A 26994-nucleotide genomic window follows, 5' to 3' on the forward strand; every position below is an offset into this window, starting at 1 on the left:
CCCAGCCCTCGTTATGCTGAAAGCAATCCGCGCACAGGTGGCTCACCGCCGGGTTGATCCCCGTGGTCGCATGTCCTTGCCCATCGCATCCAAAAACAACAAGCGAGGGCCCAGGACATGTCACGACATAACAATATTCAACGAGGGACACATCATGAAACCGCTCAAAGGGCTTCAAAAGGGTGCTCAGGGTGCTGCATGCGCTCTGATGGCTTCTGCGATGGTCAGTGCGATGCCACTGCTGGCAACACCGGTGCAGGCCGAAACCGTTCGCGCCGTAATGCACTCAGGACTGCGCGTACTGGACCCGGTGGCCACGACGGCGCACATCACGCGCGATCACGGCTACATGATCTTCGATACCCTGCTGGCCATGGACGAGAAGTTCCAGCCACGGCCGCAAATGGCGGACTGGTCGGTCTCCGATGACGGCATGGTGTATACCTTTACCCTGCGTGATGGCCTCAAATGGCACGATGGCAGCGATGTCACTGCCAGCGATGTTGTAGCGTCCTTTCAGCGCTGGGCCGCACGGGATGGCGGCGGCCAGATGCTGATGGATCATGTCGCAGGCATCGAAGCCACGGACGCTCAGACCGTGACCCTGACGCTGTCATCCGCCTTTGCCTATGTGCTTGAGCTGATGGCAAAGCCTTCCTCCATACCGCTATTTATCATGCCCGCCCGAATTGCCGACAAATCGCCCGATGAAATGCTCAGCGTCGAGGATCAGATCGGCTCCGGCCCCTTCAGGTTCGTCGCCGGGGACTATGATCCGGGCAACCGGGTGGTCTATGAAAAATTCGAGGATTATGTGCCTCGTGATGAGCCGGCAAGCTGGCTGGCCGGTGGCAAGGTCGTCAATGTCGACCGCGTCGAGTGGATCAACATGAGTGATGCACAGACGGCCCTGAACGCGCTCAATACCGGTGAAATCGATTTCCTCGAGGCGCCCTCCGTTGATCTGCTGCCGATCCTCCAGGCCAATGCCGATATCGTGGTGGACAATCCCAACGAGCTGGGCAGTCAGACCATGGGCCGGCTCAACTTTCTTTACCCGCCCTTTGATAATCCCGACATTCGACGCGCTGCGCTCATGGCGCTGAATCAGACCGATGTGCTGGCCTCACTGGTAGGCAATCCCGAATACTATTCGACCTGTCCTTCCATGTATGGCTGCTCGACGCCGCTGGCGACCGATGCCGGCGCGCCGGCGTTGCTGACCGGCAAGGGTGATGTGGCGGCCGCGCAACAGCTGCTGAAGGATGCCGGCTATGACGGTACGCCAGTGGTCATGATGCAGCCCACCGATTCCCCTACGGTCAGCCCGCAGCCGGTGATCGCCGCCCAGCTCATGCGCCGTGCCGGCTTTACGGTGGATCTGCAGCCGATGGACTGGCAGACGCTGGTCACCCGTCGAGCCAGTCAGCAGCCGCCTGATCAGGGAGGGTGGAACATGTTTTTCACCAACTGGGCGCTGCCTGAGGTCTGGAACCCGCTGGTCAATCCCATGCTGAACGGGCGCGGTCGTGATGGTGGCTGGTTTGGCTGGCCGCAGGACGAGGCGCTGGAGGAGATGCGCGAGGCGTTTGCAAGGGCCGAGACCGATGAGGCGCGCAAGGACATTGCCGAGCGCCTTCAGGTCCACGCCTTCGAGCAGGTCACCTACATCCCGCTGGGGGAGTACAAGACGCCTTCTGCCTGGCGCAGTGACCTCACGGGAATACTGCATGCGCCGCTGCCGGTGTTCTGGAATCTGTCACGGTCCAGATAGTCGACACACCTGACGCTGGTGTTGATGTCTCTCACGTCTGCAGAGGTGTTCCCATGCTCGGTTATTGTCTGAAACGGACCCTGGCGGCGGTTCCTGTCATGGTCATTGTGGCGCTCTTTGTCTTTCTGCTGCTGCGGCTGTCACCCGGTGATCCGGCCGCCATCATTGCCGGTGACATGGCAACGCCTGATCAGCTGGCGCGCATTCGCGAGGCGCTGGGGCTTAACGAGCCCATGCACATTCAGTTCTTCCGCTGGTCAGGAGAGCTTTTGCAGGGCAACTTCGGGACATCATTGATGTCCGGCATGTCGGTCACGACGCTCATGGCACAGCGGCTTGAGCCCACGGTCAGTCTGGCCATTTTCAGCATGCTGCTGTCGGTGCTGGTGGCGGTGCCGATGGGTGTTCTGGCGGCCTGGAAGCACGGCAGCCTGATTGACCGGGCCATCATGTCGCTGTCGGTTATCGGGTTTTCGGTTCCGGTATTTGTGATCGGTTATCTGCTGATCAAGCTGCTGGCCATCGACCTTGGGTGGCTGCCGGTGCAGGGGTTTCGCCGTCTCAGCGAGGAAGGGCCATGGCCCTTCCTTGAGCACGCCCTGCTGCCTGCCATAATGCTCTCGACCATCTACATTGCCCTGATTGCCCGCATGACGCGCGCCAGCATGCTGGATGTGCTGGGCGAGGACTACATCCGTACGGCCCATGCCAAGGGGGCCAGCGAAAAACGGGTCCTGTTTCGACACGCCCTGCGCAACGCAGGGGTACCGATTCTCGAGGTCATCGGAACCGGGTTTGCGCTGATGATCACAGGCGTTGTGGTCACCGAGAGCGTGTTCAACATTCCAGGGCTCGGACGTCTGACCGTGGATGCCATTCTCTCCCGGGACTATCCCGTCATTCAGGGACTGATCCTGGTCACCAGCGGGGTATATGTGTTGATCAATCTTCTGATTGATCTCTCCTATGCGCTGCTCGACCCGAGGATTCGCTACCAATGAATACATCCTCTCCCTCAATGGCTGCAGGCCCTGTTCCCGGGCGGCGCTGGCGTCTGTGGCCGGCCCGGCTCCCTGGCTGGACGGTCATGGCAGCCACTCTGTGTCTGGCGCTGATCGTGCTGGTCGCCATACTGGCGCCGTGGCTTGCGCCACACGATCCGCTGGCCATGTCGCCTGCCGATCGTCTCAAGCCTGCCGGTGACAGCTACTGGCTGGGTAGCGATGCCTACGGGCGCGATCTGCTGTCACGCATTCTTTACGGCGCGCGGATTTCCCTGATCGTGGGGATCGGCAGTGCTCTGATCAGCGTAGTGATCGGTCTGCCGCTGGGTATTCTGGCCGGCTTTTTCCGCACGCTGGATACGCTGATCATGCGCGTCATGGATGGTCTGATGGCGATTCCCAGCGTGTTGCTGGCCATTGCGATTGTCTCGCTCACCAGTGCCAGTCTGTGGACGGTCATGGCCGCGATTACCGTGCCCGAAATTCCGCGGGTGGTCAGGCTGGTGCGCTCGGTGGTGCTGTCGGCAAGGGAAGAACCCTATGTCGAGGCTGCCGTGTCGCTCGGAAGCAGTCTGCCGGCCATCATGTGGCGACACCTGATGCCCAATACCCTGGCGCCCCTGATCGTCATGAGTACCTACATCTGTGCCTCGGCCATCCTGACCGAAGCCATCCTCTCCTTTCTGGGCGCCGGGCTGGGCACGGAAACCCCGACCTGGGGCAACATCATGGCCGAGGGGCGAACCTACTTCATGATCAAGCCCGGCCTGATTTTCTGGCCCGGACTGTTGCTGTCGCTGTGCATCCTGTCCATCAATCTGCTGGGTGATGCCGCCCGTGACCATCTTGACCCCCGACTGCAAAAGCGTGGAGGTGCCCGATGACCGCACCAGGTGCCGTTCATGACATGTCCTCCGAGATCGTTCTCAGGGTGAGGGATCTGAGCGTATCGAGTCACGGCTCACCCGCCCGGCAGATTCTCAAGGGGGTCAGCTTCGATATTGCGGCCGGCGAAACCCTGTGTCTGGTAGGGGAGTCGGGGTCCGGAAAATCGGTGACCTCATTGAGCATCATGGGGCTTTTGCCCAGGGGAGTTCTTGAACATCGCGGCGGTGATATTCGACTGGAGCAGACCTCGCTGATGTCGCTGTCATCCGCTCGACTGCGCGAGCTGCGTGCCAGTCGCATTGCGATGATCTTTCAGGAGCCCATGACAGCGCTCAATCCTCTGATGCGCGTCGGGGAGCAGATCGAGGAAGTACTGGTCATGCACCGTCGAGAGGGCTCTGCCCGCGAGCGGCGCTCACGTGTTCTCGACATGCTGGAGCAGGTGCAGCTGCCGGATATCGAACGCATGTATGACAGCTGGCCGCATCAGCTCTCGGGCGGGCAGCGTCAGCGCATCATGATCGCCATGGCACTGATTCTCGAGCCCCGGCTGCTGATTGCCGATGAGCCGACGACCGCTCTGGATGTGACCACTCAAAAGCAGATTCTCTGGCTGATTCGACAGCTGCAGGAGCGTCACGGCACCTCGGTCCTGTTTATTACCCATGATATGGGCGTCGTGGCCGATATTGCCGACCGTGTGTGTGTCATGCGTCATGGCGAAGTGGTCGAGACACAGCCGGTTGAAGCCCTGCTGCGCCATCCGGCCACGGAATATACCCGGTCTCTTTTGATGGCGGTGCCAGGCCTTCAGCCCCGGCCGGCGCGTCCGGTGACCGAGCGCGAGATCGTGCTCGAGGCGATCGAGCTTGAAAAGTGTTACGGCGAGCGCTCGCGATGGGCGCGACTGATGGGCAAGCGGGACATGCGTACACACGCAGCCAGCGACGTCAGTTTCGCGCTGACCCGAGGGCGTACTCTGGGCATTGTCGGTGAGAGTGGATCCGGCAAATCCACGGTGGCGCGCTGTGTGATGCGCATGATTGAGCCTACGGGCGGTGGCGTGCGCGTGATGGGGCGCGATATCTCGAGTCTCGGGCGCACCGCGCTGAAACCACATCGAAAGCGAATCCAGATGATCTTTCAGGACCCGTTTCGCTCGCTCAATCCGAGGCTTGCCATCGGTGAGAGCTTGATCGAAGGGCCGGTCAACTACGGCAGTACGAGGACGCAGGCGCTGGCACGGGCCAGTGAGTTGCTGGCAATCGTCGGGCTACCGGAAGATGCCATGACCCGCTATCCGCATCAGTTTTCCGGCGGTCAGCGTCAGCGCATCGCCATTGCCCGGGCGCTGGCGATGGAGCCTGATGTGCTGGTGGCGGATGAGGCCGTTTCGGCACTGGATGTGTCGGTTCAGGCGCAGGTGCTGACCCTTTTGGAGGATATTCAAAAGCGCATGGGCGTGGCGGTATTGTTCATTACCCATGACCTGCGGGTCGCGGCTCGAATCTGCGATGACATCATGGTCATGCAGAAGGGCCGCGTGGTGGAGTACGGGCCAACGGCCCATGTGCTGGGCGCGCCGGAGCATGCCTATACCCGGTCCCTGATGGCGGCGGCGCCGGGGCGACACTGGGATTTTGCCGCCTTCAGACCGCTGGCAGAAACGTCGGAACAGCTCCCGAGCAATCTCTTCTCGATCGGGTAATGCAGGCATAAAAGTCACGAGACAAGGAGGCAGCATGGCACCACCTCGTATTGCCATGGGCGGGTTCCTGCATGAAACCAATACCTTTGGGCCCAGTCCGGCGACGCTTGAAGATTTCATGCAAGGGGGCGGCATGCCGCCGTTAACAGAAGGTGAGGCCATTTTTTCGGCCCTTGCCGACAGCAATATCGGTCTGTGCGGGTTCATCGAGGGCGCACGCGCTCAGGGCTGGACACTGCTGCCGACGCTATGGACAACAGCCAGTCCTTCAGCCCATGTCACCGAGGCGGCCTTTGAACACATTGTGGCTCGCCTGCTGGCGCATATCGAGAATGCCATGCCGCTGGCGGGCGTGTATCTCGATCTGCATGGGGCCATGGTGACCACTCATCTCGATGATGGCGAAGGAGAAATTCTGCGCCGGGTGAGGGCACTGGTCGGGCCGCAGGTACCGATCGTGGCCTCGCTGGACCTGCATGGCAATGTCACCGCCCTGATGGTGAGCGAGGCCGACATGTTGATCGCCTATCGGACCTACCCGCACGTTGACATGGCCGAGACCGGTCAGCGCTGTGCGGTGGCCATGAGTGATCTTCTGAGCCGGAAGGCACCCCCGTTCAAGGCGTTTCGTCAGCTCGATTTTCTGATGCCGATTGCCTGGCAGTGCACCGATGAGCTGCCATGCAGGGCCCTTTATGACGATATCCGCTCACTGGAGGGGCCGGCGCTGGCCTCCGTATCGTTTCTGACCGGCTTTCCGGCTGCTGATATCCCTGACTGCGGTCCAAGCGTGCTGGTTTATGGAGACAAACAGGCAGACATTGACCGGGTTGCTGATGCTCTGGTGGCGAATATCAGGACACAGGAGGCCGCCTTTGCCGGTCGAGTGCTGTTGCCCGAGGAGGGCGTGCGAGAGGCGATGCGGCTGATCGGTCAGGGCATGGCTCCGGTCGTGATCGCGGATACGCAGGACAATCCCGGCGCCGGGGGTAACTCCGACACCATGGGGATGCTCAGGGCGCTGATGGCCTGTGGCGCCGATCACGCTGCCATCGGTAACATCTTTGACCCGGAGGCGGCACGTCTTGCGCATGAGGCCGGCGTCGGGGCCGTGGTCGAGCTGTCACTGGGCGGTCGTTCGAACGTGGTGGGGGATGCACCACTTGAGGCATTATTTGTGGTGGAGGCCCTTTCCGACGGCCGGTTCGAGGCCGCTGGCCCCTACTATGGTGGTGCGCGGCTTGATATGGGGCCATCGGCCTGTCTGCGCATTGGTGGCATCCGGGTGGTAGTGGTCAGTCGCAAGGCACAGATGGCCGATCAGGCCATGTACCGCTCGGTAGGGATCGAGCCGCAAAAGCAGCATATTCTGGTCAACAAGAGCTCGGTGCACTTTCGTGCCGACTTCGCCCCGATCGCCCGGGCCATTCTGGTCTGTGCCGCGCCCGGCCCCATGGCGGTTGATCCCGGGCGGTTGCCCTGGCGTCGTCTGCGTCCGGGGCTTCGTACTTCACCGCTGGGGACACCCTTCAACTTTCAGGTCCCGTTGTCTGAATCCCAGACCTTTCCTGCCAACAACAATACAAGGAGCTGAATATGGCCGTCATGGCAGATATCGAAGCGTTTTCGCAGGAGATGACCCGTATTCGACAGGATCTGCATGCCCATCCGGAAATCGGATTCGAGGAGCAGCGTACCGCCGGCATCGTCGCAGACTACCTGCGGCAACTGGATATCGAGGTGCATGCCGGTATCGGTAAAACCGGTGTGGTCGGGATTGTCGAGGGGCATCAGGGGCCGGGTCGTTCGATCGGATTGCGTGCCGACATGGATGCCCTGCCCATGGAAGAAGAGACCGGTCTGCCGTTTGCATCACGTCATGCCGGGCGATTTCACGGCTGCGGTCATGATGGTCATACCACCATGCTGATGGGCGCTGCCCGGCACCTGGCCGCTCATCGTGATTTCGCCGGACGCGTGGTCTTGATCTTCCAGCCCGCCGAGGAGGGGCTTGGCGGTGCCCGTGCCATGCTGGCCGATGGGCTTTTCGAGCGCTTCCCGTGTGATGAAATCTATGCCCTGCACAATGCGCCTCATCTCGATCATGGTCAGGTCGGGATCCTCAGCGGCAAGGCGATGGCGGGAGCCGAGTTTTTCGATATCCATATTCGCGGCTGCGGCAGTCATGGCGCGCAACCCAATAATGCCCGTGACCCGATTGTGGTGGCCACTCAGTTGGCGCAGGCCATGCAGAGTATCGTCAGTCGCAATACGCATCCGCTGGATGCGGCAGTGCTTTCGATTACCCAGATCCATTCAGGCGCGGCCTATAACGTCATTCCGCAGTCGGCGACGCTGTCCGGCACGATTCGAAGCCTTGATGATGAAGTAGCGTCGCTGGTGGATCGTCGCATCAGAGAACTGGCGGCGGGGCTTGCCAGTGCCTATGGGGTGGAGATTGAAGTTGATATTCGCAATATCTTTTCAGTACTTGAAAACTATCCCGAGCCGACTGAGTTTCTGGCACGGGCAGCACGGGACATTGTGGGTGAAAAGGGGGTTACTCGCCTGCCACGGCCGGTCATGGGCAGTGAAGACTTTGCCGACATGCTGAAAGTGGTGCCGGGGGCCTATTGCTGGGTAGGCCATGCCGGCAATGTGCCGGTCCATAATCCGGCCTTTACGCTGGATGATGGGATACTGCCGATAGGAGCCAGTCTACTGGCGCGGATTGCCGAGCGACGACTCACCGGTGACGCCGTCTAGCCATTGGCCCCTCTTTTAGTGGAGACCTACCATGTCGCAGGCTGCTTCATCTGCCGAGTCTTTTCCCGACATTGTTCGCTGGGACGCTTCCCGGCTTTCAAGCGCCATTCATGCACGTGATGTCTCCTGTCGCGAGGTCATGAGTGCCTACCTGGCCCATATCGATCGCTTTAATCCGCGCATCAACGCCATCGTGTCGCGTCGCGACAGCGATGAGTTGATCAGGGAGGCCGATCAGTGCGATCTCGAGCTGGATCAGGGGAGAAGTCGCGGTTGGCTGCACGGTATTCCTCAGGCGATCAAGGATTTGAGTGATGCAAGGGGACTGCCTACCAGCATGGGCTCGCCGCTTTTTGTCGGGCAGTCTGCAGGCAGTGACAGCCTCATGGCAGCCCGCCTGCGCCAGGCCGGAGCGCTGTTTATTGGCAAGACCAATACGCCTGAATTCGGCCTTGGCTCCCATACCTTCAACGAGGTCCATGGGGCGACTCGAAACCCCTGGCAGCCAGCACTGAGTGCCGGAGGCTCCAGCGGTGGCGCGGCCGCGGCACTGGCCTGTCGTCTACTGCCGGTCGCCGATGGCAGCGACATGATGGGATCGCTGCGCAACCCTGCAGCATTCAATAACGTGTTTGGGCTGCGGCCGTCATTTGGCCGGGTACCAATGCTGTCGGCCGGTGATAATTTCGGCCAGCAGCTGTCAACGGCCGGACCGATGGCACGCAGTGTATCGGATCTGTCGCGACTGCTTTCCCTTCAGGCTGGTGCCCATTCGAGTGTTCCGCTTTCCATTACCGATGACCCGACGCTGCTGTTGCCGCCGTTTGAAACATCCGTTGCCGGTACTCGTATCGGCTGGATCGGCGACTGGGAGGGTTACCTCGCGATGGAAGAGGGTGTCCTGCCCCTGTGTGAGAAGGCGCTGAACGTTTTTCAAACGCTGGGCTGCGAGATAGCGCCTGTTACACCCGGGATTGATCCGGATTCGCTCTGGTCGGCCTGGCTGGTGCTGCGTCAGTGGGCCGTGGCGGGCAATCTGTCATCCCTATGGCAGGACAGCCGTTGCCGCGATGCCCTCAAGCCGGAGGCGTGCTGGGAAATTGAGCGAGGGGTAGCGCTGTCGGCCATGCAGGTCTTTGAAGCCAATAGAACGCGCAGCCGCTGGTATGCCTGTCTGCTTGAACTTTTTGAGCGCTACGATTATCTGGCCCTGCCCTCGGCACAGGTCTTTCCCTTTCCGGTCGAGCAGCGCTGGCCGTCAGAGATCAATGGACGGACGATGGATACGTATCATCGCTGGACGGAGGTGGTTATCCCGGGGTCGATGTCCGGCTGTCCGGTAATCAGTCTGCCGGCAGGCTTCAATGACAATGGGCTGCCCATGGGGGTTCAGCTGATCGGGCGCCACCGTGCCGAACGGGCCATGCTGGCGTTGGCAGGTGCTTATGAGGCGGCGGCCACCGGGTGGATCGACGCCCTGCCTGATCCGATGATGACGCAGGGCGTGTTGTGAGCGATGTGTTCAGGCTTCAGGAAAGCTCTTCCGGCGTGAGTGTATCGGTCGGGATGTCAGGATCAGGCGCCAGCTGCTGACCCAGACGAATCTTCATGCCGGGCGTGAGCGTCTCATTGAAGGTGTAGGCCTTCGGCAAACACATGACCACGGAAGAGCCGAGGTGAAAGCGGCCCATTTCGTCGCCCTTGCCCAGAGTGATGTCGCCTTTGGCCCAGTCATTGCTGTGGGGCTGACGCGACAGCGGGGTGACCTGACCCGACCAGACGGTTTCGATGCCGGCAACAATCATCGCGCCGACCAGTACCAGCGCCATGGGCCCAAGTTCGGTTTCAAACAGGCACACCAGTCGTTCGTTGCGAGCAAAAAGCCCGGGCACTTCACGAGCGGTGGCCTGGTTGACCGAAAAGAGCCGGCCGGGCACGTAGATGGTGCGAATCAGGCGTCCTTCAAGGGGCATGTGCACGCGGTGATAGTCCCGTGGCGAGAGATACACGGTGGCAAAACTGCCATCACGCAGCTCGGACGCTGCGGCATCATCTCCGCCAAGCAGGGCCGTCAGCGAGTAGGCATGGCCCTTGGCCTGCATTAGCGTGCCGTGATCGATGCGCCCGAACTGCGAGAGCACGCCGTCCGCAGGTGAGACGATCCCGGAATCAATGGGACGGGCATCGGGCTTGAGTGCCCGGGTAAAGAAGTCATTGAAACTCTTGTACGCACCGAGGTCGGGTTCCAGCGCCTCGCTCATGTCGATGTCGTAGTGGCTGGCAAAGCGCTGAATGAACGTATCCCTGATCCAGGGCGTGCGCGCATCGGCAAGCTGTCCTGCCAGTCGGGAAATGGCGTGCTGGGGCAGCGGATATTGCAGCAGGGCAAACAGACGATCACGATTCAAAAGGGGCACCTGAAAACAGTCATGATGGGGAGGCAATGTTACATACCCCTGCCGGGGGCTCAAGCCTTGCACCGGCAGGGTCGGGGCGTCAGGTCTCGATGGGGGTGTCGTCGCGATTGCCCCACTCCTGCCAGGAGCCGGGGTAGGCGCGAATGTTGTAGCCCAGAATATAACCGATCATCCACGTCAGCCCGCTGCGATGATGGCTCTGACAGTGCGTGGCAATGTCGCCATCGGCATCGATGCCCAGCGCGGCCAGTTCGGTAACCAGCTCCGATAGATCGCGCAGACGCAGATGGCGCGCCTTGTCCATGGTGTCGGTCCATTCGAGGTTGACCGCACCGGGGATATGGCCCAGCCGCTGATTGTTGCCCTTGAGGCCGTCATACTCCTCGAGGCTGCGGGCGTCCCAGATGGCAAGCTCCGGGTCTTCAAGGCGCTCGATCAGCTCCTCGCGTCGGATCATCAGCTCCGGGTGTTGAATGCGGGCCTGATAACGTGAAGGGGTAGGCGAATGTGGCTGCTGTGACTGGGGCAGGTCGTCGGCGCGCCAGGCGTGAATGCCGCCGTTGAGATAAGACCACTGGTCATGGCCCAGCAGGGTCAGCGTCCAGGCCAGTCGCCCGGCCCATCCGCCCCCTTCATCGTCGTAGACGATGACATGGGTATGCGGCGTCAGGCCCAGTTCGGAAAAAAGTGTCGAGAGGGCGTCCTCGTCAGGCACGTCATTGGCCACCGGGGCCTGACCCGACAGCAGGCGACGATAATCGAGAAAAACGGCGCCGGGGACGTGGCCGTCCTGATAGCTCTGGGTGCTGGCCGGCACATCGATGATCAGAAGATCGGGCGCCTCGAGATGCTCGGATAGCGTCCCGGGCTCGATGATTCGGGGAAACCTTGGCTCATCCTGTGACATCCTCACTCTCCTTTTGGTGACGCGAGCGGGTTAACATGGCCCAAGCATTGCACACTCGATGGCCGCTCGCGAACGGTGGCAGTGCCGGTCTTAAGGGACAACGGTGTTCCAGTGACACCACAGGCAGGGATATGTCGACAATCAACCCGCTATCAGGACAGACAACAGTGCAAGTGGAGAGTCAGCGTGCTCGAATCGTTTTTTAAAACAAAAAGTCAGGGGAGCAGCGTCCGTCGCGATATCCTGGCCGGTATCGCCACCTTTCTGGCGGCCATGTACATCATCGTGGTCAACCCGACCATCATGAATGCGGCAGGAATTCCCTTTGCCAGTGCCCTGACGGCCACCGTGCTGGTCAGCTTTTTTGGAAGCCTGATGATGGGCCTTTATGCGCGCAACCCGATTCTGGTGGCGCCGGGTATGGGCATCAACGCGCTTTTTACCTACACCATGGTGGTTGGTGCCGGCATTCCCTGGCAGACGGCCTTGGGGTGCATCTTCTGGGCCGGCGTTCTTTTTGCCGTGCTGGCAGTACTCAATGTGCGTCGCTACATCATTGATGCCATTCCGGCGCAGCTGCGCTATGCCATCTCATGCGGTATCGGGCTTTTCATCACGGTCATTGGCCTGGTCAATGCCGGTTTTCTGGTCAGTAATCCGGCGACTGTGGTGGGCCTGGGCGAGATGACGCCAACCCTGGTGACCTTTCTGATCGGCCTTGCCATCACTGCTGTCCTGGTGGCGCGCAACATGCCGGGGGCACTGATCATCGGCATCGTGACCACGACGTTGATGGCAACAGCCATCGGTCGGCTCTGGGGCGATGCCAGCGCATTTTCTCCCACGGGCAGTGCAACGCTGGTCAATTTCAGCGGCATCTTTGCCCTGCCGGACTTTAGTGCCGTAGGACAGCTGGATCTGATCGGGGCGCTTAATATCGCCTACTGGCCATTTATCTTCGTTGTGCTGTTCACCACGTTTTTTGACGCCCTGTCGACTTTCATGGGCGTGTGTCAGGCCGGCAAGCTGCTTGATCGCAACGGTGAGCCGCGCAACATTCGCCAGTCCATGATGGTTGATGCGATGTCGGCAATCATTTCCGGGCCGCTGGGCACCAGTCCGGCCAATGCCTACGTCGAGTCGGCGGCGGGCATCAGCCAGGGGGGGCGCTCCGGACTTGTGGCGGTGACAGCGGCGCTGCTTTTTCTGCCGTTTCTCTTTTTGTCGCCGCTTTTGTCACTGGTGCCCTCGATTGCCACGGCACCGGCGCTGATCATGGTGGGCGTGTTCATGCTCGACCCGATTCGTCACATCAACTGGTATGAGTTTGATGACGCCATTCCGGCCTTTATCGCCATGATTCTGATTCCGCTGACCTACTCGATCACGCACGGTGTGGTGTTTGGGTTTCTGGCGTTTGTGGTGGTCAAGGCGGGTGTGGGCAAGCGTCACGAGATTCACCCGACCATGTGGATTCTGGCCGCGCTGTCACTGCTACTGCTGTTTCAGGAGTAGGCACTGCTCGGTGTGGGGAATGACTCAGGGGCCGCCTTCGGGCGGCCCCTTTTGTATTGTCGATGATGAGGCGTCACGGGGCGGGCGAGAGACTATCGCGGCGGGGCATTGAGTTCGTGCACGATGCGGCGGAAGCTTTCCAGTCGCTCGGGAAGAATCTCGCCGTTTTCCGCCGCAGTCAGAATGGCGCAGCCGGGCTCAAGGCGATGGCGGCAGTCGCGAAAGCGGCAGTGCCCCAGGTACGGACGAAACTCGATAAAGCCGTTTTCAACCTGCTGCTCGTCGAGATGGCCCAGACCGAACTCACGGATGCCGGGGGAGTCGATCAGGGCACCGCTGCCCTGGCTGAAATGATAAAGCCGTGCGGTGGTGGTGGTGTGGCGACCCTTGCGGCTATCCACGGAAAGCTCACCCACGGCCAGCGATTCATCGGGTAGCAGGGCATCAATCAGGGAGGACTTGCCCACACCGCTCTGGCCGACGAAGACGGCGGTGGTGTCATCCATGGCCGCAATCAGATCCTCGAGGCCGCCGTCACGCCTGGTCGAGGCGCCAATGACCGGATACCCCAGTGTGCGATAACGACTGGCCAGCGCGTGCAGCGCATGATGTTCATCGAGCAGATCCATCTTGTTGAGGACCAGTGCCGGCGCGATTCCGGTGGCTTCAGCCGCTACCAGATAGCGGTCGATCAGAAACGGATGCGGCTCGGGTTCCACGGCAAAGACGATCATGATGCGGTCAATGTTGGCCGCCACGCTCTTGAGCCGTCCACGAGCATCCGGGCGCTCCAGCGTCGAATAACGCTCAAGGCGTGCCTCGACCACGCCGCTGCCATCGCTTGCCTCGCGCCAGCTGACCCGATCACCGGTCACCAGCGTGTCGAGATTGGCGCGCAGATGACACAGGTGTCGCACGCCGTCGGTGCCTTCCACCTCCATGTTGCGGCCAAAGTGCGCCACCACCCGTCCCAGCTGTTCGGGGCCGTATTCTCCCTCGGCCAGCTGGCGCTGGTCGGTCTGCTCGCGCTTTTCGGCGCGTTTGACCCGCTCGGCCTGGACCTTCTCGACACGCCAGCGCTGCTGGCGGGATAGCTTGCGTTGACTCATGAAACTCCTGGGCGATCGTGGGCTTGCACGCCGGTGCCGATCCCGGCTGGTGGAAAGCGTCGCGCAATTGTACGCTTTAGGGCATTCGTGTTTCATCCCGGCCTATCAGGGGCATCGGGAGGAATCTCCCTTCAAGTCTATCCGGAAAGTGTCATGAGTACTCAAAACGAACGTCTGATCTGGATCGATCTCGAAATGACCGGTCTGGATCCGGCGCGGGATCGTATTATCGAGATCGCCACCATCGTGACCGACAGCCAGCTTAACGTGATCGCCGAAGGCCCGGTCATGGCCATTCATCAAAGCGATGAGCAGCTCGCGCTGATGGATGACTGGAACACCTGCACACACGGCAATACGGGCCTTACCGAGCGGGTACGTCAAAGCGGCGTCTCTACACAGGACGCCGAGCAGGCGACGCTGCGCTTTCTGGAACAGCACATCGAGAAGGGCGCCTCACCGATGTGCGGCAACAGCGTCCATCAGGATCGACGCTTCATGCAGCACGAAATGCAGGCGCTGGAAGCCTTCTTTCACTATCGCAATCTGGATGTCTCGACGCTCAAGGAGCTGGCACGTCGCTGGAAGCCATCAATCCTGTCCGGGATCAGCAAAAAGGGCACGCACCTGGCGCTTGATGACATTCGTGATTCCATCGAGGAGCTGCGCTACTACCGCGCCAATCTGCTGGCGCTGTAGGCCTGTTTCGATTCCCGGCTTTCCCTATCAGGCCGGCTGGCGGGCGATGATGTCCTTGAAGCCGGCCTCGATCAGTGGTGCTGACGCCGCTTCCCGAGTGGCGTCGCGCTTTTGAGCCTGCTGTGACAGCGCCCAGCGCACGTGCTCGCGGACCATGTCGCTGGGCCAGGCCAGACGCGCCTTGAGCGCCGAGACAATCTCCTCGCTGAAGGGGGCGTTGCCAAGCCCCACGGCCAGGTTGCGCAGCCAGCGTTCATAGCCCAGTCGTCGAATGGCACTGCCCTGAGTATGCTCGAGAAACTCGGGCTCGCTCCAGTTGAAAAGATCGACCAGCCGGGTACGATCCAGCGCGTGGCGAGGCGCAAAATCCTTCTCCCGGGTGGCGCGTGTGAATCGCGTGAAGGGACAGACAAGCTGGCAGTCGTCGCAGCCGAAGACGCGATTGCCCATGGCATGGCGATACTCCAGCGGGATGGCACCGTGCTTTTCGATGGTGAGATAGGAGATGCAGCGTCTTGCATCGATCACCTTGTCATCCACGATGGCGCCGGTAGGGCACCAGGTCTGACAGCGCGTACACTTGCCACAGTGATCGCCTTCAAAGGGCTCATCCACGGGCAGGGGCAGGTCGGTATAAAGCTCGCCAAGAAAGAACAGTGATCCGGCCTTCGGGTTGAGAATCATCGCATTCTTGCCAAACCAGCCGATGCCCGCCTTCTGAGCCAGCGCGCGCTCCATGACCGGTGCGGAGTCCACGAAGGCACGAAATCCGAACGTCCCAATCTCCTTTTGCAGCTTTTGCGCCAGCTGCGTCAGACGCTTGCGGATCAGCTTGTGGTAGTCGCGTCCCAGCGCGTAACGTGCCACATAGGCGCGCTCTGGCTGACCCAGCACCCGAGTGCTCTCGATTTCGGGGGGCAGGTAGTCCATGCGCACGCTGATAATACGCAGCGTACCGGGCTCGAGTTCGGCCGGACGGGTTCGTTTGGTGCCATGACGCGCCATGTAATCCATTTCACCGTGATGGCCTGCCTCCAGCCACTGCTCAAGGCGGGCTTCGTGAGCGCCAAGGTCGGTATCGGTAATGCCCAGCTGCTGAAAGCCCAGTTCACGTGCCCAGACCCTAAGCTTTTCTGCCATCCGGGCAGGGTCCAGCGCCCGGGTCGTCTCGAGCGCGGTCGATGAATCGGCATCATGGCCCGTGGCCATCTCTGAAGCAGCAGTATCTGAAGAAGCAGTGGTCATGGTATTCGAGCCTCGAGGCTCGGTAGTGCGGGGCATGATGGGCGCCCGTCAAGTGAAGCGCGATATGAAGATGACAGTATGACAGCGCCAACGCCTTCGGCCAAAGGGACGTTTTGCGGCGTGAACGCGCGCTGATGATCGGAACCTGCCCGGGGCAACAGGGTCACAACACTACTCGTCGGCCTATATCGGCTGATCGTATGTGTTGGCCGCGTATGATGGCCGACTCACGACAGCCACAATCAATATCAAAGACACGGATGGTCTGGAAGGAGAACGCCATGGCGGCGAATGCACGACTTTACAGCGCAGAACAGGTGCAGGCGCTGGATCAACGCACCATCGAGCAGGGCGTGCCGGGATTTGCCCTGATGATGCAGGCCGGCAGTGCGGCCCTGGATGAAATTACCCGACGCTGGCCCAGAGCGCAGCGTCTTTGCATTTTTTGTGGCAGTGGCAACAACGGCGGCGATGGCTATGTGGTCGCGGCACTGGCCCATCGACTGGGCTTGAACGTACGGATTCTGGCGCTGCACGCGCCGGATCAGCTCAAGGGTGAGGCCGCTGACGCCGTTCAGCTGGCACGCGAAAGTGGCGTGAGCATTGATGACTGGCATCCGGAGATCGAGATTCCGTCTGAAATCGACGTGATCGTTGATGCGCTGCTGGGTACCGGTACCCGTGGTGAAATTCGCTCGCCGTTTGATCGCGCCATTGCGAGCATCAATCGATCAGGCGCGCCGGTCGTGGCGCTGGATATTCCTTCCGGACTGCATGCCGATACGGGCGCGCTGCTGGGTGAGGCGGTCAAGGCTGATCTGACGGTCACGTTCATCGCGCGCAAGTTCGGGCTCTATACCGGCCAGGCGCCTGATGTGACCGGCGAGATCGTACTGGCACCGCTGGCAGTTGCCGAGTCGACTCTGACCGAGAGTGGTCACGTGGGCGAGCTGATGCTGGCCGAGCGGCTTCAGGACACGCTGCCTCGGCGGCAGCCCACCACGTACAAGGGCCACTGTGGTCATCTGCTGGTGGTAGGCGGGCAGCCGGGTTTTGGTGGCTCGACCATCATGAGCGCCGAGACTGCTGCACGTCTGGGTGCCGGACTGGTGAGTCTGGCCACAGCGAGTGTGCATATTCCGCCGGCCCTGACACGCTGCCCGGAAATGATGGTGCATGAGGCGCGCAACGGCCTGGATATCGAGGCGCTGGTCGACAAGGCCACGGCCGTATTGATCGGTCCGGGCCTGGGACAGGGCGCCTGGGGGCAGGGGCTGATGCAGGCTGTCATGAAGGCGGAGGGGCCCAGACTGGTGGATGCCGACGGCCTTCATTTGCTGGCGGCGGGCTACGCAGGCGAGCGTCGTGATGACTGGATTCTGACCCCGCACCCAGGGGAGGCGGCCATGCTGCTGGACTGCAGTGTGGCCGAAGTGCAGGCCGATCGTTATCAGGCTGCGTTGAGTCTGCACCGTCTCTATGGCGGCGTGATCGTGCTCAAGGGGGCCGGCACGCTGGTGGTCGGCGGTGAAAGCCCTGAAGAGTGCTTCATCAGTCCCTTTGGTAACCCGGGGATGGCCTCCGGTGGCATGGGCGACGTGCTGGGCGGCATGATTGCCTCATTGCTGGTACAGGGCCTTTCGCCGCTGGAGGCCGCCGCCAGTGGCGTGTTGATCCATGGACTGGCCGCCGATGATGCGGCGCGCGACCAGGGCGAGCGTGGCCTGCTGGCAAGCGATCTGGCATGCTACGCGCGCCGCCGCGCTAATCCCGGCGGATGAAAGGATGTCATCGACACGGCGGCCTGCCGATAACAGGGCAGGACCTTGATCAGTTTAAAGTGGGATAACGTGAGCAAGACAACCATCATCCTTGAAGCCGGCGATGAGGCTGCACAGGTCGCCATCGGTCGACGGCTGGCTGAAGCGCTGGAGTATCGCGGTATCGTGTATCTCAACGGCGATCTGGGAACCGGCAAGACTACCCTCGCTCGAGGCGTTCTGCGCTCGCTTGGGCATGACGGCGCGGTCAAGAGTCCGACGTATACGCTGGTAGAACCCTACGATCTGGCGGCCGGTCGGGTCTATCACTTCGATCTTTATCGTCTGGGCGATCCCGAAGAGCTCGAGTTTCTGGGCGGTCGTGACATGTTTGCCGACGAGGCCCTGACGCTCGTGGAGTGGCCGGTACGTGGTGAAGGATGGCTGCCTGCTGCCGATGTTGTCATTACGCTGTCGCTGATCGATCAGGGGCGACGTCTGGTCTTCGAGGCCGGCAGCGACCATGGGGTGCAGGCCCTGCAACAAATGGCGGACACCGCTTGGACCTTTCATGATGTCTGATTCCGGGCCGGCCCTGCCCGCCATGAACACCAATATAGTGATAAGGCAGTGATGAAGTTTCCGGCAGCTTTCTTGACCCTTTTTGCCATGATCATGCTGAGTCTCATGGCCAGTGCCGCTCAGGCTGCCCAGCTTGAGGGGCTTCGGCAGTGGACCGACAGCGACGGAACCCGTCTGGTGTTTGACCTCTCCAGTGAGGTCAACGCGGATGTGTTCACTCTGGATGACCCGGCACGACTGGTCATCGATCTTTCCAATACCACTCTGGACACGAATCTTGGCAGCGCCGTGAATGGCCGCGGGCTGGTCAAGGACGTTCGTTCCGGAGTGCGCGCGGGTACGGACCTGCGTGTGGTAGTGGAACTCGAACATCAGGCCACCCCCAATGCCTTCAAGCTGCCTCCGGGAGGCGGGCACGGCCATCGTCTGGTAGTGGATCTGGCGCCCGGCAAGGGTGGCAGCAGCTCGAAAGCCTCAGGCGGGAGTGAAGACCCCATCACGGCCATGATCCAGAAGCAGGAACAGGCCGCCCGCAGCAAGCTGGCCAGCAGCCGCCCCACGGAAAATCCTCAGGTGGCACAGCAGGTCAGCAACGAGCCCACTGCAGAGTCGCGCCAGAAGGCCAAGCCTCACCCGCGACGCGATATCATCGTGGTGGTTGATCCCGGTCACGGCGGCAAGGACCCGGGTGCCTCCGGTCCCGGCGGTACTCATGAAAAGAATGTGGTGTTGCAGATTGGCCTGCGGGTCAAGGCCAAGCTCGACGCCATGCCCGGATTCAAGGCTTACATGACCCGCAGTGACGATACCTTTATTCCGCTGCGCGGCCGTACGCGCATCGCTCGCAAGCATCATGCCGACTTCTTCGTATCGGTTCATGCCGATGCCGGTGGCTCCTCGTCACCCCGCGGCACGTCCGTCTATGCCCTGTCCCAGCACGGTGCCACTTCGGAGCGCGCCCGCTGGCTGGCACAGAGTGAAAACCGCTCCGATCTGATCGGTGGTGTGGATGGTGACCTGAATCTTGATGACAAGGATCAGGTACTGCGTGGCGTGCTGCTGGATCTGAGCATGACGGCAACCGTCAACGATTCGCTGTCGGCCGGTACGGATGTACTCAGCCGCGTCTCCAGTTTCAACAAGCTATTCCATTCACGCGTCGAGCAGGCCGGCTTTGTGGTGCTCAAATCGCCGGATATTCCGTCGCTGCTGGTCGAGACCGGCTTCTTGACCAATCCTTCCGAGGAGCGTTTGCTACGGTCTCCTGCGCATCAGGAAAAGCTGGCGCAGGCCATTGCTCAGGGAATTCGACAGCATTTCCTGCGCAGCCCGCCGCCGGACAGTTTGCTGGCGTGGCAGCGTGATCAGAACCGTGGTGGTGCTTCCAATGAGTATCGCGTTCAGCCCGGTGATACGCTGTCAGGTATCGCGGCACGCCAGAACGTGTCCCTGGCGGCGCTTCGCCGCGTCAACGGTCTGGATACCGATGTGCTGCGTCTGGGACAGGTACTGACCATCCCCTGATGGGATGGTTATGCCTGTGTTCATAATCTCGGAGAGCGGCAATGAGTGATACCACAGCAATCGGAAGCCGCCGCATTCAGGCGCTGGCCCCGCGTCTGGCCAACCAGATTGCGGCCGGCGAAGTGGTCGAGCGCCCATCGTCGGTCGTCAAGGAACTGGTCGAAAACGCCATCGATGCCGGCAGTTCTCGCATCGAGATTGAGCTGGAATCCGGCGGTAGCCGGCTGATTCGCGTGCGCGACAACGGCAGCGGGATCGAACATGACGATCTCGGCCTGGCGCTGTCGCGGCATGCCACCAGCAAGATTACCTCGCTGGATGATCTCGAAGGTGTCGCCAGCCTCGGATTTCGCGGTGAGGCACTGGCAGCTACCAGCGCAGTGTCAAGGCTCGAGCTGTATTCAAATACCAGTGATGATCCGGTCAATGGCTGGCGTGTGGTGGCGGAGGGGCGCGAGATGGCCCCACGCCTGTCACCCGCGCCGCATCCGCGCGGCACGACCGTGGCGGTGCGCGATCTCTTTTTCAATACGCCGGCGCGTCGCAAGTTTCTGCGTACCGAAAAGACCGAGTTCAATCACGTTGAGGAAGCCTTTCGTCGGCTGGCCCTGTCACGTCAGGATGTCGATCTGGTGCTGCGGCACAACCAGAAGACCGTGCATCAGCTGATGGGCGGCAATAGCCAGGTCGCCATGGAAAAGCGCATTTCCCAGCTACTGGGGCGTGGCTTTCTGGACAATGCCATCCATATTGATATGGCGGCGACCGGACTGGCATTGAAGGGCTGGGTGGGGCTGCCATCCCACACCCGCAGCCAGGCCGATCAGCAGTACTTTTTCGTCAATGGCCGGGTGATTCGAGACCGTCTGGTCGCGCACGCTGTACGTCAGGCCTATCGCGACGTGCTCTTTCACGGCCGTCATCCGGTGTTTGTGCTCTATCTGGATCTGGATGCCCATGGCGTGGACGTCAATGTGCACCCTACCAAGCATGAAGTGCGCTTTCGTGATGGCCGGCTGGTGCATGATTTTCTATTTTCAAGCCTGCATCGGGCGCTGGCGGAGGTCAGGCCACAGGGACGGTCGACGCCGGCACCCGAGGCTTCTTCTGCGCCGCCTGCGCCGGAACCCCGCTTTGATCAGCAGCGTATGGCGCTCAACCAGGTCACCGGGGAGGAAAGTGCTACCTACTCGGATAATGACCGGTCACCACAGGGACAATATCGTGGTGCCGGGCGGCCAGGTGAGCAGCAGGTGCGAGAATTCATGGCTGGCTACCGGGCGCTGCATCCGGACCATGAGTCGCGGCTGTTGACGTCCCGCTCGACAACGGATGGCCCACAGGTTGCGCCTTCGGCACCTGCAAGCGTGCCGGCACCCCGCGATAACGCATCACCGCCGGGCAGTACGCCACCAACCTCTTCTGTGGATGCGACTCGAGCACCGCCACTGGGGTATGCCGTGGCACAGCTGCACGGCGTTTATATTCTGTCGCAGACCGAGCGCGGTATGGTGGTCGTTGATATGCATGCCGCGCACGAGCGGATTACCTATGAGCGCATGAAGGCGCAGTATCTTGGAGAGGGCATCGACACACAGCCGCTGCTGGTGCCGGTCTCCATGTCGGTCAGCGAGGCACAGGTCGAGCTTGCCGAGCGAGAGCAGTCAACAATCGAGGCGATGGGCGTGACGCTTGAGGCGGCCGGGCCGGAAACGCTATTGATTCGGGAGGTTCCCGCGCTTTTGAAAAACGGCAGCGTTGAGGCATTGGTGCGTGAAATGCTCGAGGAGCTTGAGCGCTACGGTCGCAGTCAGGTCGTCAAGGATCATCTTTTCGATCTGCTTTCGACCATGGCCTGTCACGGCAGCGTGCGCGCCAACCGTCGTCTTGAAATCGAGGAGATGAATGCGCTGCTGCGAGACATGGAGCGCACCGAGCGCAGCGGGCAATGCAACCATGGCCGACCGACCTGGACTGAAATGTCGATGCGTGACCTTGACCGTCTCTTTTTGCGTGGCCAGTAGGATGCCCTCATGAACATTACTGCATCGGGCCCGCCGGTCATCATGCTGATGGGGCCCACGGCCGTCGGCAAGACCGATCTGGCCATCGAACTCCACGAGCAGCTCGGGGTAGAGCTGATCAGCGTCGATTCAGCGCTGGTCTACAGAGGCATGGATATCGGGACCGCCAAGCCATCAAGGCTGGAGCTTGCCCGGGCGCCGCACCGGCTGATCGATATCCGGGATCCGTCCGAGCCCTATTCAGGTGTTGCCTTTCGCGACGATGCGCTCGGGTGCATCAAAGACATCACCGCCCGCGGTCGAGTGCCGCTGCTGGTCGGTGGGACGATGCTCTATTTTCGTCTTCTGACGGAAGGCGCCGCCGATATGCCTCAGGCCGACCCTGACATTCGTCAGGCGCTGCGGGAGATGCTTGAAAGAGGCGGCCCCGGCGCCCTGCACGATGAGCTTTCCCGAGTGGACCCCGAGGCCGCCGCGCGGCTTCACCCCAACGATCCGCAGCGACTCATGCGCGCTCTGGAAGTTTATCGTGTCAGCGGAGAGACGCTAAGCGCGCACTGGGCACGTCAAGCTCCCGTGACGCTGCCGTTTACGCCGCATCCGATTGCGCTATTGCCTGGCGATCGCCAACAGTTGCATACGCGGATCGGTCAGCGTCTTGACAAAATGTTTGCCGATGGCTTCGTTGAAGAGGTGGAAGGGCTTCGTGCTCGTGGCGATTTAAGCCCGGATTTACCTTCGATGAAAAGTGTGGGGTATCGTCAGGTGTGGGAAGGACTTGATCGCGGCGACGATCGCCCCCAAATGGCGTTCAAGGCACTGACTGCGACCCGGCAACTGGCGAAGCGTCAGATGACCTGGTTGCGGCGCTGGCCGGGCGCATTGCAGCTTGACCCGCAGGATGCCGCGATTGTGCCACGACTACTGAAAATCGTGCGCGACATCGGCACTTAGCGTAATATGATCGGTTACCAGCGAGCCTCTCATGAAGCTCCGGGACGTGGATCTTTCTTGCGCTTACAGCAAGTTAAAAACCGATAAACATACAGCAATTAATACTAATATTTTGGGAGAGCCACATGTCCAAAGGACAATCCCTTCAGGATCCGTATCTGAATGTCCTGCGTAAGGAGCGTATCCCCGTCTCCATCTTTCTGGTCAACGGCATCAAGCTTCAGGGCCAGATCGAGTCCTTCGATCAATTTGTCATTCTGCTGCGTAATACCGTCAGTCAGATGGTGTACAAGCACGCCATTTCTACTGTCGTGCCTGCGCGTAACGTTCGTTTGCCGGCGCAGGATGCTTCTGCCCCCGGTCAGGAAATCCAATAGAGAGGCGCTGATTGTTTTTTGAACGCCCCGATTCGGGAGAAACGGCTGTCCTGGTGCATATCGATTTCCAGGACAGCACCGAGCGTGAAGACACTTCAGAGTTCATGGAGCTGGTTCGCAGCGCCGGTGCCGTACCGGCGGCGCTGCTGACAGGCAGTCGACGCTCTCCCAGCCCCAAGCTCATGATTGGTGAAGGCAAGCTCGAAGAGCTGCGCGAGATGCTGACCACGCATCACGCCGAGCTTGTCATCTTCAATCACTCCCTTTCGCCTTCTCAGGAACGAAATCTTGAGCGGGCCCTTCAGTGCCGCGTACTGGATCGTACCGGTCTGATTCTTGATATTTTTGCCCAGCGCGCAAGAACGCATGAAGGCAAGCTGCAAGTGGAACTCGCTCAGCTTGAGTACATGTCGACCCGTCTGGTGCGAGGCTGGACACACCTTGAGCGTCAGAAGGGGGGCATTGGTCTGCGCGGGCCCGGGGAAACCCAGCTCGAAACCGACCGACGCCTGCTGCGTGGACGAATCAAGGCCATTCACAAGCGCCTTGATCGGGTTCGCAGCCAACGCGACCAGAACCGCCGATCGCGTACAAGGGCAGAAATTCCCTCTGTCTCGCTGGTGGGCTACACCAACGCGGGCAAGTCGACGCTGTTCAATGCGCTGACCAATGCCGAGGTCTATGCCGCCGATCAGCTCTTTGCCACTCTGGACCCCACGCTCAGACGCCTTGAAATAAGTGATGTCGGCCCTATCGTCATGGCCGACACGGTCGGGTTTATCCGTCACCTGCCACACAAGCTGGTCGAAGCCTTTCGTGCCACGCTTCAGGAGGCCGCCGAGGCCACGCTGCTGGTGCATGTCATTGATGCGGCAGACCCTCAGCGCGAGGCACATATCGAGCAGGTCAATGCCGTGCTTGATGAGATTGGTGCCGGCGAAGTGCCAAGACTTCTGGTCATGAACAAGACCGATCTGCTGGGAATGTCGCCGCGCCTTGAGCGCAGTGGCAGTGACGATGCCGCGACCGTCTGGCTTTCTGCACGTGAGGGCACGGGGTTTGATCTGCTGGAGCAGGCGCTTTCAGAGCGACTCGCCACGGATCTGGTAGAGACCACCATGAGGCTTGAGCCCTCTCAGGGCTGGTTGCGGGCTCAGCTCTTTTCCCACGATGCCGTCCAGGAAGAAACCTTCGATGAAGAAGGTAGAACGCATTTAAAGGTTCGACTGCCACGTCGTGACCTGCTGCGTCTTCTTTCCCACGCTGATGAAAACCCGGATGATTACCTCTCTCAGGCAGAGCAGGGCCGGGAGCAGTGGCAGGAATAAATCGCCACTTCGTCATGCCAGGAAGAATTTCAGGTCTTTGGTATCACGACATGTTACAAATAGGGACGCTTCCGTCATTATCAGGATGATCGGATATTCAAAGCGCTACTGTAAGAATGGCGCGCAATGACGTTATGAGACTGGCGTTTCGCAACTCTTGCCCAGTGGAGAAGATGTATGGCCTGGAATGAGCCTGGTGGTGGCGGCAATAATAACCAGCAGGACCCCTGGAGTGGTGGTGACCGCCGCGGTGGTAACAGTGGCGGCAATAAAAACCAGGGTGGTGGACCTCCTGATCTCGATGAGGTCATCAGGAAACTGCGCAACAAGCTTAATGGACTGTTGGGCCGTCGGCAGCTTCGGTCGGTCAACAGTGGCGACGACAATGGTGGCAACAATCAGGGTGGCGGTGGCCGTAGTGCTTTGTTGTTACCCATTGTTGTGCTGATAGTGGGGGCCGTGGTCTGGGCAGGCTCAGGGTTCCATCTGATCGATCAGTCCGAGCGCGGTGTCGTTTTTCGCTTCGGTAAATATACCAATACCATTGGCCCGGGCCTGCACTGGAATCCTCCGCTGATTGATCGGGTAGACAGCGTCAACGTCACTCGCATTCGTTCTGCCAGTCAGACGGATTCCATGCTCACGCGTGATGAAAATATCGTGCGTGTCAGCATCTCCGCCCAGTATGTGGTCTCGGATCCGCATGCATTTCTGGTCAATGTTCGCGGCCCTGAGATGACGCTGCAAAATGCCATGGACAGCGCGCTTCGTCAGGAAGTGGGCAACATGGAGCTGCAGCGGATTCTGACCACCGGTCGTGAAGAGCTGGCCGGCGACATCTATGACCGACTGGCGTCCTATCTGGAAGCCTACGGCACCGGTATCCGGCTGCAGACCGTCAACATGGAGTCGACCTCACCGCCGGATCAGGTGCAGGACGCCTTTGATGACGTGATTCGCGCTCGTGAAGAGCAGCAGCGCACCATCAACCGCGCCAATGCCTATCGTGATGCCATCCTGCCGGAAGCCGAAGGTCATCGTCAGCGCATGATCGAGGAAGCCCAGGGCTACAAGGCGGCAGTGGTTGCTGATGCACAGGGTGATGCCAACCGTTTTGTTTCGCTGCTGGGTGAATATCAGAAGGCACCGGAAGTGACGCGTCAGCGTCTGTATCTGGACACCATGACCGAGATTCTGTCGAACACGCCCAAGGCGCTGGTCGATCTGGGCGAGGGCAACGATGCCGTCACGGTTCTGCCGCTTAATCAGATGGGCCGCAGCAACAGCAATAACAGTAGCAACAGTGACAGTGATCAGAGTGGTGTGGATGCACGCCAGCTTGAGCAGCTTTCTCAGCAGGTCGTCGAGCATATGAGAAGCAATCAGAATCAAAACAATGGCCGCAGCAGTCTGCGGGAGGGACGCTAATGTTCAACAATCGCGCCCTTGTCATCGTGATCGTACTCGGCATTCTTGCCTGGGTGGGTAGTGCCAGCCTCTATACGGTCAATGAAACCGAGCGTGGCATCAAGCTGCGCTTTGGTGAAATCGTGGAAAATGACATTCAGCCGGGTCTGCACTTCAAGTGGCCCATCCTCAATACGGTGAAAATCTTTGATACGCGTGTGCTTTCGGTGGATGCCAGTGCCACACGCTATCTGACCAGCGATTCCAAGGCCGTCATTGTGGATTCGTTTGTGAAATGGCAGATCATCGATCCGGGCCTTTTCTACGAAGCCACGCGTGGTAACGAACAGGCTGCAGAACGTTTGATTGCGCCACGTACCGATGAAGCCCTGCGTAACAAGTTCGGCCAGACCACCCTGACACAGATTGTTCGTGAGCGTCCGGCGACGCAAAGCAACAATCAGGAAGTTGTCAGGAAGGTGAAGGAAGAGAACAGCGACGTGGCCACCGAGCGTGACGAGCTGATGGTAGATCCCATCTCTCAGCTTGATCAGGCCATGCGTCGCGAGCTTGGGGTGCGAATTCTCGATATTCGAGTCAAGCGTATCGAACTGCCCAGCGAAGTCACTCAGGCGGTTTATGAGCGAATGAACTCGGAACGTGAGCAGGCGGCCCGCGGGTATCGCGCCGAAGGGACGCGTCAGGCTGAAGAAATTCGGGCTGATGCTGATCGCCAGCGTGAAGAGACGCTTGCCAGCGGCCGTCAGATCGCTGAAACCACTCGTGGTGAGGGCGATGCGGCAGCGGCCGCCATCTATTCGGCGGCCTATCAGCAAAATGCCGGGTTCTTCGATTTCTATCGAACCCTTCAGGCCTATCGTGAGAGCTTCAAGGGCAAGAATGACCTGATGGTGCTGAGCCCGTCGAGCAACCAGTTCCTGCAGCTTTTCAAGCAGGGTAACGGTGATGCTTCAACGGCAGCGACGCCCTGACACCAGCGAAGATA

At 60.4% G+C, this 26994-nt stretch carries 22 protein-coding genes; 18 read left to right on the plus strand and 4 right to left on the minus strand.

What is annotated here, in order from left to right:
• Positions 1–154 precede the first annotated feature (154 nt).
• Genes B9H00_RS14105 through B9H00_RS14135 form a run of 7 tightly spaced genes read left to right on the plus strand, consistent with a single transcriptional unit; the run spans position 155 to position 9653 of the window.
• Positions 155–1774: an ABC transporter substrate-binding protein gene (locus B9H00_RS14105; protein WP_086901191.1), complete on the plus strand. Its 1620-nt coding sequence runs from the start codon at positions 155–157 to the stop codon at positions 1772–1774.
• 53 nt (positions 1775–1827) lie between these two features.
• On the plus strand, positions 1828–2775 hold the full coding sequence (locus B9H00_RS14110) for an ABC transporter permease (RefSeq protein ID WP_086901192.1): 948 nt from the start codon (positions 1828–1830) through the stop codon (positions 2773–2775).
• Positions 2772–3662 carry an ABC transporter permease gene (locus B9H00_RS14115; RefSeq protein ID WP_086901193.1) on the plus strand — a complete coding sequence of 297 codons (891 nt, stop codon included), beginning with the start codon at positions 2772–2774 and terminating at the stop codon, positions 3660–3662. The genes B9H00_RS14110 and B9H00_RS14115 overlap by 4 nt, the downstream gene beginning before the upstream one ends.
• Positions 3659–5374 carry an ABC transporter ATP-binding protein gene (locus tag B9H00_RS14120; protein WP_236944295.1) on the plus strand — a complete coding sequence of 572 codons (1716 nt, stop codon included), beginning with the start codon at positions 3659–3661 and terminating at the stop codon, positions 5372–5374. Before B9H00_RS14115 ends, B9H00_RS14120 begins: the two co-directional genes overlap by 4 nt.
• 34 nt (positions 5375–5408) lie before the next feature.
• Positions 5409–6968: a M81 family metallopeptidase gene (locus B9H00_RS14125; protein WP_086901194.1), complete on the plus strand. Its 1560-nt coding sequence runs from the start codon at positions 5409–5411 to the stop codon at positions 6966–6968.
• Positions 6969–6970: 2 nt separating this feature from the next.
• Positions 6971–8140 (plus strand): M20 aminoacylase family protein, encoded by a 1170-nt coding sequence (locus B9H00_RS14130; protein WP_086901195.1) that lies wholly within the window; start codon positions 6971–6973, stop codon positions 8138–8140.
• Positions 8141–8171: 31 nt separating this feature from the next.
• Positions 8172–9653: an amidase gene (locus B9H00_RS14135; RefSeq protein ID WP_086901196.1), complete on the plus strand. Its 1482-nt coding sequence runs from the start codon at positions 8172–8174 to the stop codon at positions 9651–9653.
• A 16-nt stretch (positions 9654–9669) separates the two neighbouring features.
• On the opposite strand, the gene asd is transcribed toward B9H00_RS14135, so the two are convergent.
• Both asd and B9H00_RS14145 read right to left on the minus strand, forming a co-directional pair.
• On the minus strand, positions 9670–10548 hold the full coding sequence (asd, locus tag B9H00_RS14140) for an archaetidylserine decarboxylase (protein ID WP_086901903.1): 879 nt from the start codon (positions 10546–10548) through the stop codon (positions 9670–9672).
• A gap of 88 nt (positions 10549–10636) precedes the next feature.
• Complete coding sequence (locus B9H00_RS14145) at positions 10637–11464, minus strand: sulfurtransferase (protein ID WP_086901197.1); 828 nt, start codon at positions 11462–11464, stop codon at positions 10637–10639.
• A gap of 186 nt (positions 11465–11650) precedes the next feature.
• Here B9H00_RS14145 and B9H00_RS14150 point away from each other — a divergent pair, with 186 nt between their 5' ends.
• A complete protein-coding gene (locus B9H00_RS14150) occupies positions 11651–12979 on the plus strand; it encodes an NCS2 family permease (protein ID WP_086901198.1) in 1329 nt (442 codons plus the stop codon).
• A gap of 92 nt (positions 12980–13071) precedes the next feature.
• Here B9H00_RS14150 and rsgA read toward each other — a convergent pair whose 3' ends face one another.
• Positions 13072–14088 carry a small ribosomal subunit biogenesis GTPase RsgA gene (gene rsgA, locus B9H00_RS14155; RefSeq protein ID WP_086901199.1) on the minus strand — a complete coding sequence of 339 codons (1017 nt, stop codon included), beginning with the start codon at positions 14086–14088 and terminating at the stop codon, positions 13072–13074.
• A gap of 153 nt (positions 14089–14241) precedes the next feature.
• Between rsgA and orn the strand changes: the two genes are divergently transcribed.
• Complete coding sequence (orn, locus tag B9H00_RS14160; RefSeq protein WP_086901200.1) at positions 14242–14787, plus strand: oligoribonuclease; 546 nt, start codon at positions 14242–14244, stop codon at positions 14785–14787.
• 27 nt (positions 14788–14814) lie between these two features.
• Here the strand turns inward: orn and queG are convergent, their stop codons facing one another.
• Positions 14815–15927, minus strand: coding sequence for a tRNA epoxyqueuosine(34) reductase QueG (gene queG / locus B9H00_RS14165; RefSeq protein WP_236944428.1), 1113 nt, complete (start codon positions 15925–15927; stop codon positions 14815–14817).
• Between the two features lie 386 nt (positions 15928–16313).
• Here queG and B9H00_RS14170 point away from each other — a divergent pair, with 386 nt between their 5' ends.
• The 9 genes from B9H00_RS14170 to hflC all read left to right on the plus strand — a co-directional run bounded on the left by B9H00_RS14170 (position 16314) and on the right by hflC (position 26980).
• Entirely contained in the window at positions 16314–17813 is a 1500-nt protein-coding gene (locus B9H00_RS14170; RefSeq protein ID WP_086901202.1) for an NAD(P)H-hydrate dehydratase, read from the plus strand.
• 69 nt (positions 17814–17882) lie between these two features.
• A complete protein-coding gene (gene tsaE, locus B9H00_RS14175; protein ID WP_236944296.1) occupies positions 17883–18374 on the plus strand; it encodes a tRNA (adenosine(37)-N6)-threonylcarbamoyltransferase complex ATPase subunit type 1 TsaE in 492 nt (163 codons plus the stop codon).
• A 72-nt stretch (positions 18375–18446) separates the two neighbouring features.
• Positions 18447–19898: an N-acetylmuramoyl-L-alanine amidase gene (locus B9H00_RS14180; protein WP_322788249.1), complete on the plus strand. Its 1452-nt coding sequence runs from the start codon at positions 18447–18449 to the stop codon at positions 19896–19898.
• Positions 19899–19939: 41 nt separating this feature from the next.
• A complete protein-coding gene (gene mutL, locus B9H00_RS14185; protein ID WP_086901204.1) occupies positions 19940–21922 on the plus strand; it encodes a DNA mismatch repair endonuclease MutL in 1983 nt (660 codons plus the stop codon).
• Between the two features lie 9 nt (positions 21923–21931).
• Positions 21932–22876, plus strand: coding sequence for a tRNA (adenosine(37)-N6)-dimethylallyltransferase MiaA (gene miaA / locus B9H00_RS14190; RefSeq protein ID WP_174678731.1), 945 nt, complete (start codon positions 21932–21934; stop codon positions 22874–22876).
• A 125-nt stretch (positions 22877–23001) separates the two neighbouring features.
• Positions 23002–23253, plus strand: coding sequence for an RNA chaperone Hfq (gene hfq, locus B9H00_RS14195; RefSeq protein ID WP_086901205.1), 252 nt, complete (start codon positions 23002–23004; stop codon positions 23251–23253).
• 11 nt (positions 23254–23264) lie between these two features.
• Positions 23265–24581, plus strand: a complete 1317-nt coding sequence (gene hflX / locus B9H00_RS14200; protein WP_086901206.1) for a ribosome rescue GTPase HflX — start codon at positions 23265–23267, stop codon at positions 24579–24581.
• A gap of 177 nt (positions 24582–24758) precedes the next feature.
• Complete coding sequence (hflK, locus tag B9H00_RS14205; RefSeq protein WP_086901207.1) at positions 24759–26009, plus strand: FtsH protease activity modulator HflK; 1251 nt, start codon at positions 24759–24761, stop codon at positions 26007–26009.
• Complete coding sequence (hflC, locus tag B9H00_RS14210; protein ID WP_086901208.1) at positions 26009–26980, plus strand: protease modulator HflC; 972 nt, start codon at positions 26009–26011, stop codon at positions 26978–26980. Before hflK ends, hflC begins: the two co-directional genes overlap by 1 nt.
• The last annotated feature ends 14 nt before the right edge of the window (positions 26981–26994 follow it).

The organism is Kushneria marisflavi, from assembly GCF_002157205.1.
Lineage (GTDB): Bacteria > Pseudomonadota > Gammaproteobacteria > Pseudomonadales > Halomonadaceae > Kushneria > Kushneria marisflavi.

Excerpts from the sequence above, each read along its gene's own strand:
- B9H00_RS14105 (WP_086901191.1), top strand. The coding sequence starts at position 155 with ATGAAACCGCTCAAAGGGCTTCAAAAGGGTGCTCAGGGTGCTGCATGC.
- B9H00_RS14110 (WP_086901192.1), top strand. The coding sequence starts at position 1,828 with ATGCTCGGTTATTGTCTGAAACGGACCCTGGCGGCGGTTCCTGTCATG.
- B9H00_RS14115 (WP_086901193.1), top strand. The coding sequence starts at position 2,772 with ATGAATACATCCTCTCCCTCAATGGCTGCAGGCCCTGTTCCCGGGCGG.
- B9H00_RS14120 (WP_236944295.1), top strand. The coding sequence starts at position 3,659 with ATGACCGCACCAGGTGCCGTTCATGACATGTCCTCCGAGATCGTTCTC.
- B9H00_RS14125 (WP_086901194.1), top strand. The coding sequence starts at position 5,409 with ATGGCACCACCTCGTATTGCCATGGGCGGGTTCCTGCATGAAACCAAT.
- B9H00_RS14130 (WP_086901195.1), top strand. The coding sequence starts at position 6,971 with ATGGCCGTCATGGCAGATATCGAAGCGTTTTCGCAGGAGATGACCCGT.
- B9H00_RS14135 (WP_086901196.1), top strand. The coding sequence starts at position 8,172 with ATGTCGCAGGCTGCTTCATCTGCCGAGTCTTTTCCCGACATTGTTCGC.
- B9H00_RS14145 (WP_086901197.1), bottom strand. The coding sequence starts at position 11,464 with ATGTCACAGGATGAGCCAAGGTTTCCCCGAATCATCGAGCCCGGGACG.
- rsgA (WP_086901199.1), bottom strand. The coding sequence starts at position 14,088 with ATGAGTCAACGCAAGCTATCCCGCCAGCAGCGCTGGCGTGTCGAGAAG.
- orn (WP_086901200.1), top strand. The coding sequence starts at position 14,242 with ATGAGTACTCAAAACGAACGTCTGATCTGGATCGATCTCGAAATGACC.
- queG (WP_236944428.1), bottom strand. The coding sequence starts at position 15,927 with ATGGCAGAAAAGCTTAGGGTCTGGGCACGTGAACTGGGCTTTCAGCAG.
- B9H00_RS14170 (WP_086901202.1), top strand. The coding sequence starts at position 16,314 with ATGGCGGCGAATGCACGACTTTACAGCGCAGAACAGGTGCAGGCGCTG.
- mutL (WP_086901204.1), top strand. The coding sequence starts at position 19,940 with ATGAGTGATACCACAGCAATCGGAAGCCGCCGCATTCAGGCGCTGGCC.
- miaA (WP_174678731.1), top strand. The coding sequence starts at position 21,932 with ATGAACATTACTGCATCGGGCCCGCCGGTCATCATGCTGATGGGGCCC.
- hfq (WP_086901205.1), top strand. The coding sequence starts at position 23,002 with ATGTCCAAAGGACAATCCCTTCAGGATCCGTATCTGAATGTCCTGCGT.
- hflK (WP_086901207.1), top strand. The coding sequence starts at position 24,759 with ATGGCCTGGAATGAGCCTGGTGGTGGCGGCAATAATAACCAGCAGGAC.
- hflC (WP_086901208.1), top strand. The coding sequence starts at position 26,009 with ATGTTCAACAATCGCGCCCTTGTCATCGTGATCGTACTCGGCATTCTT.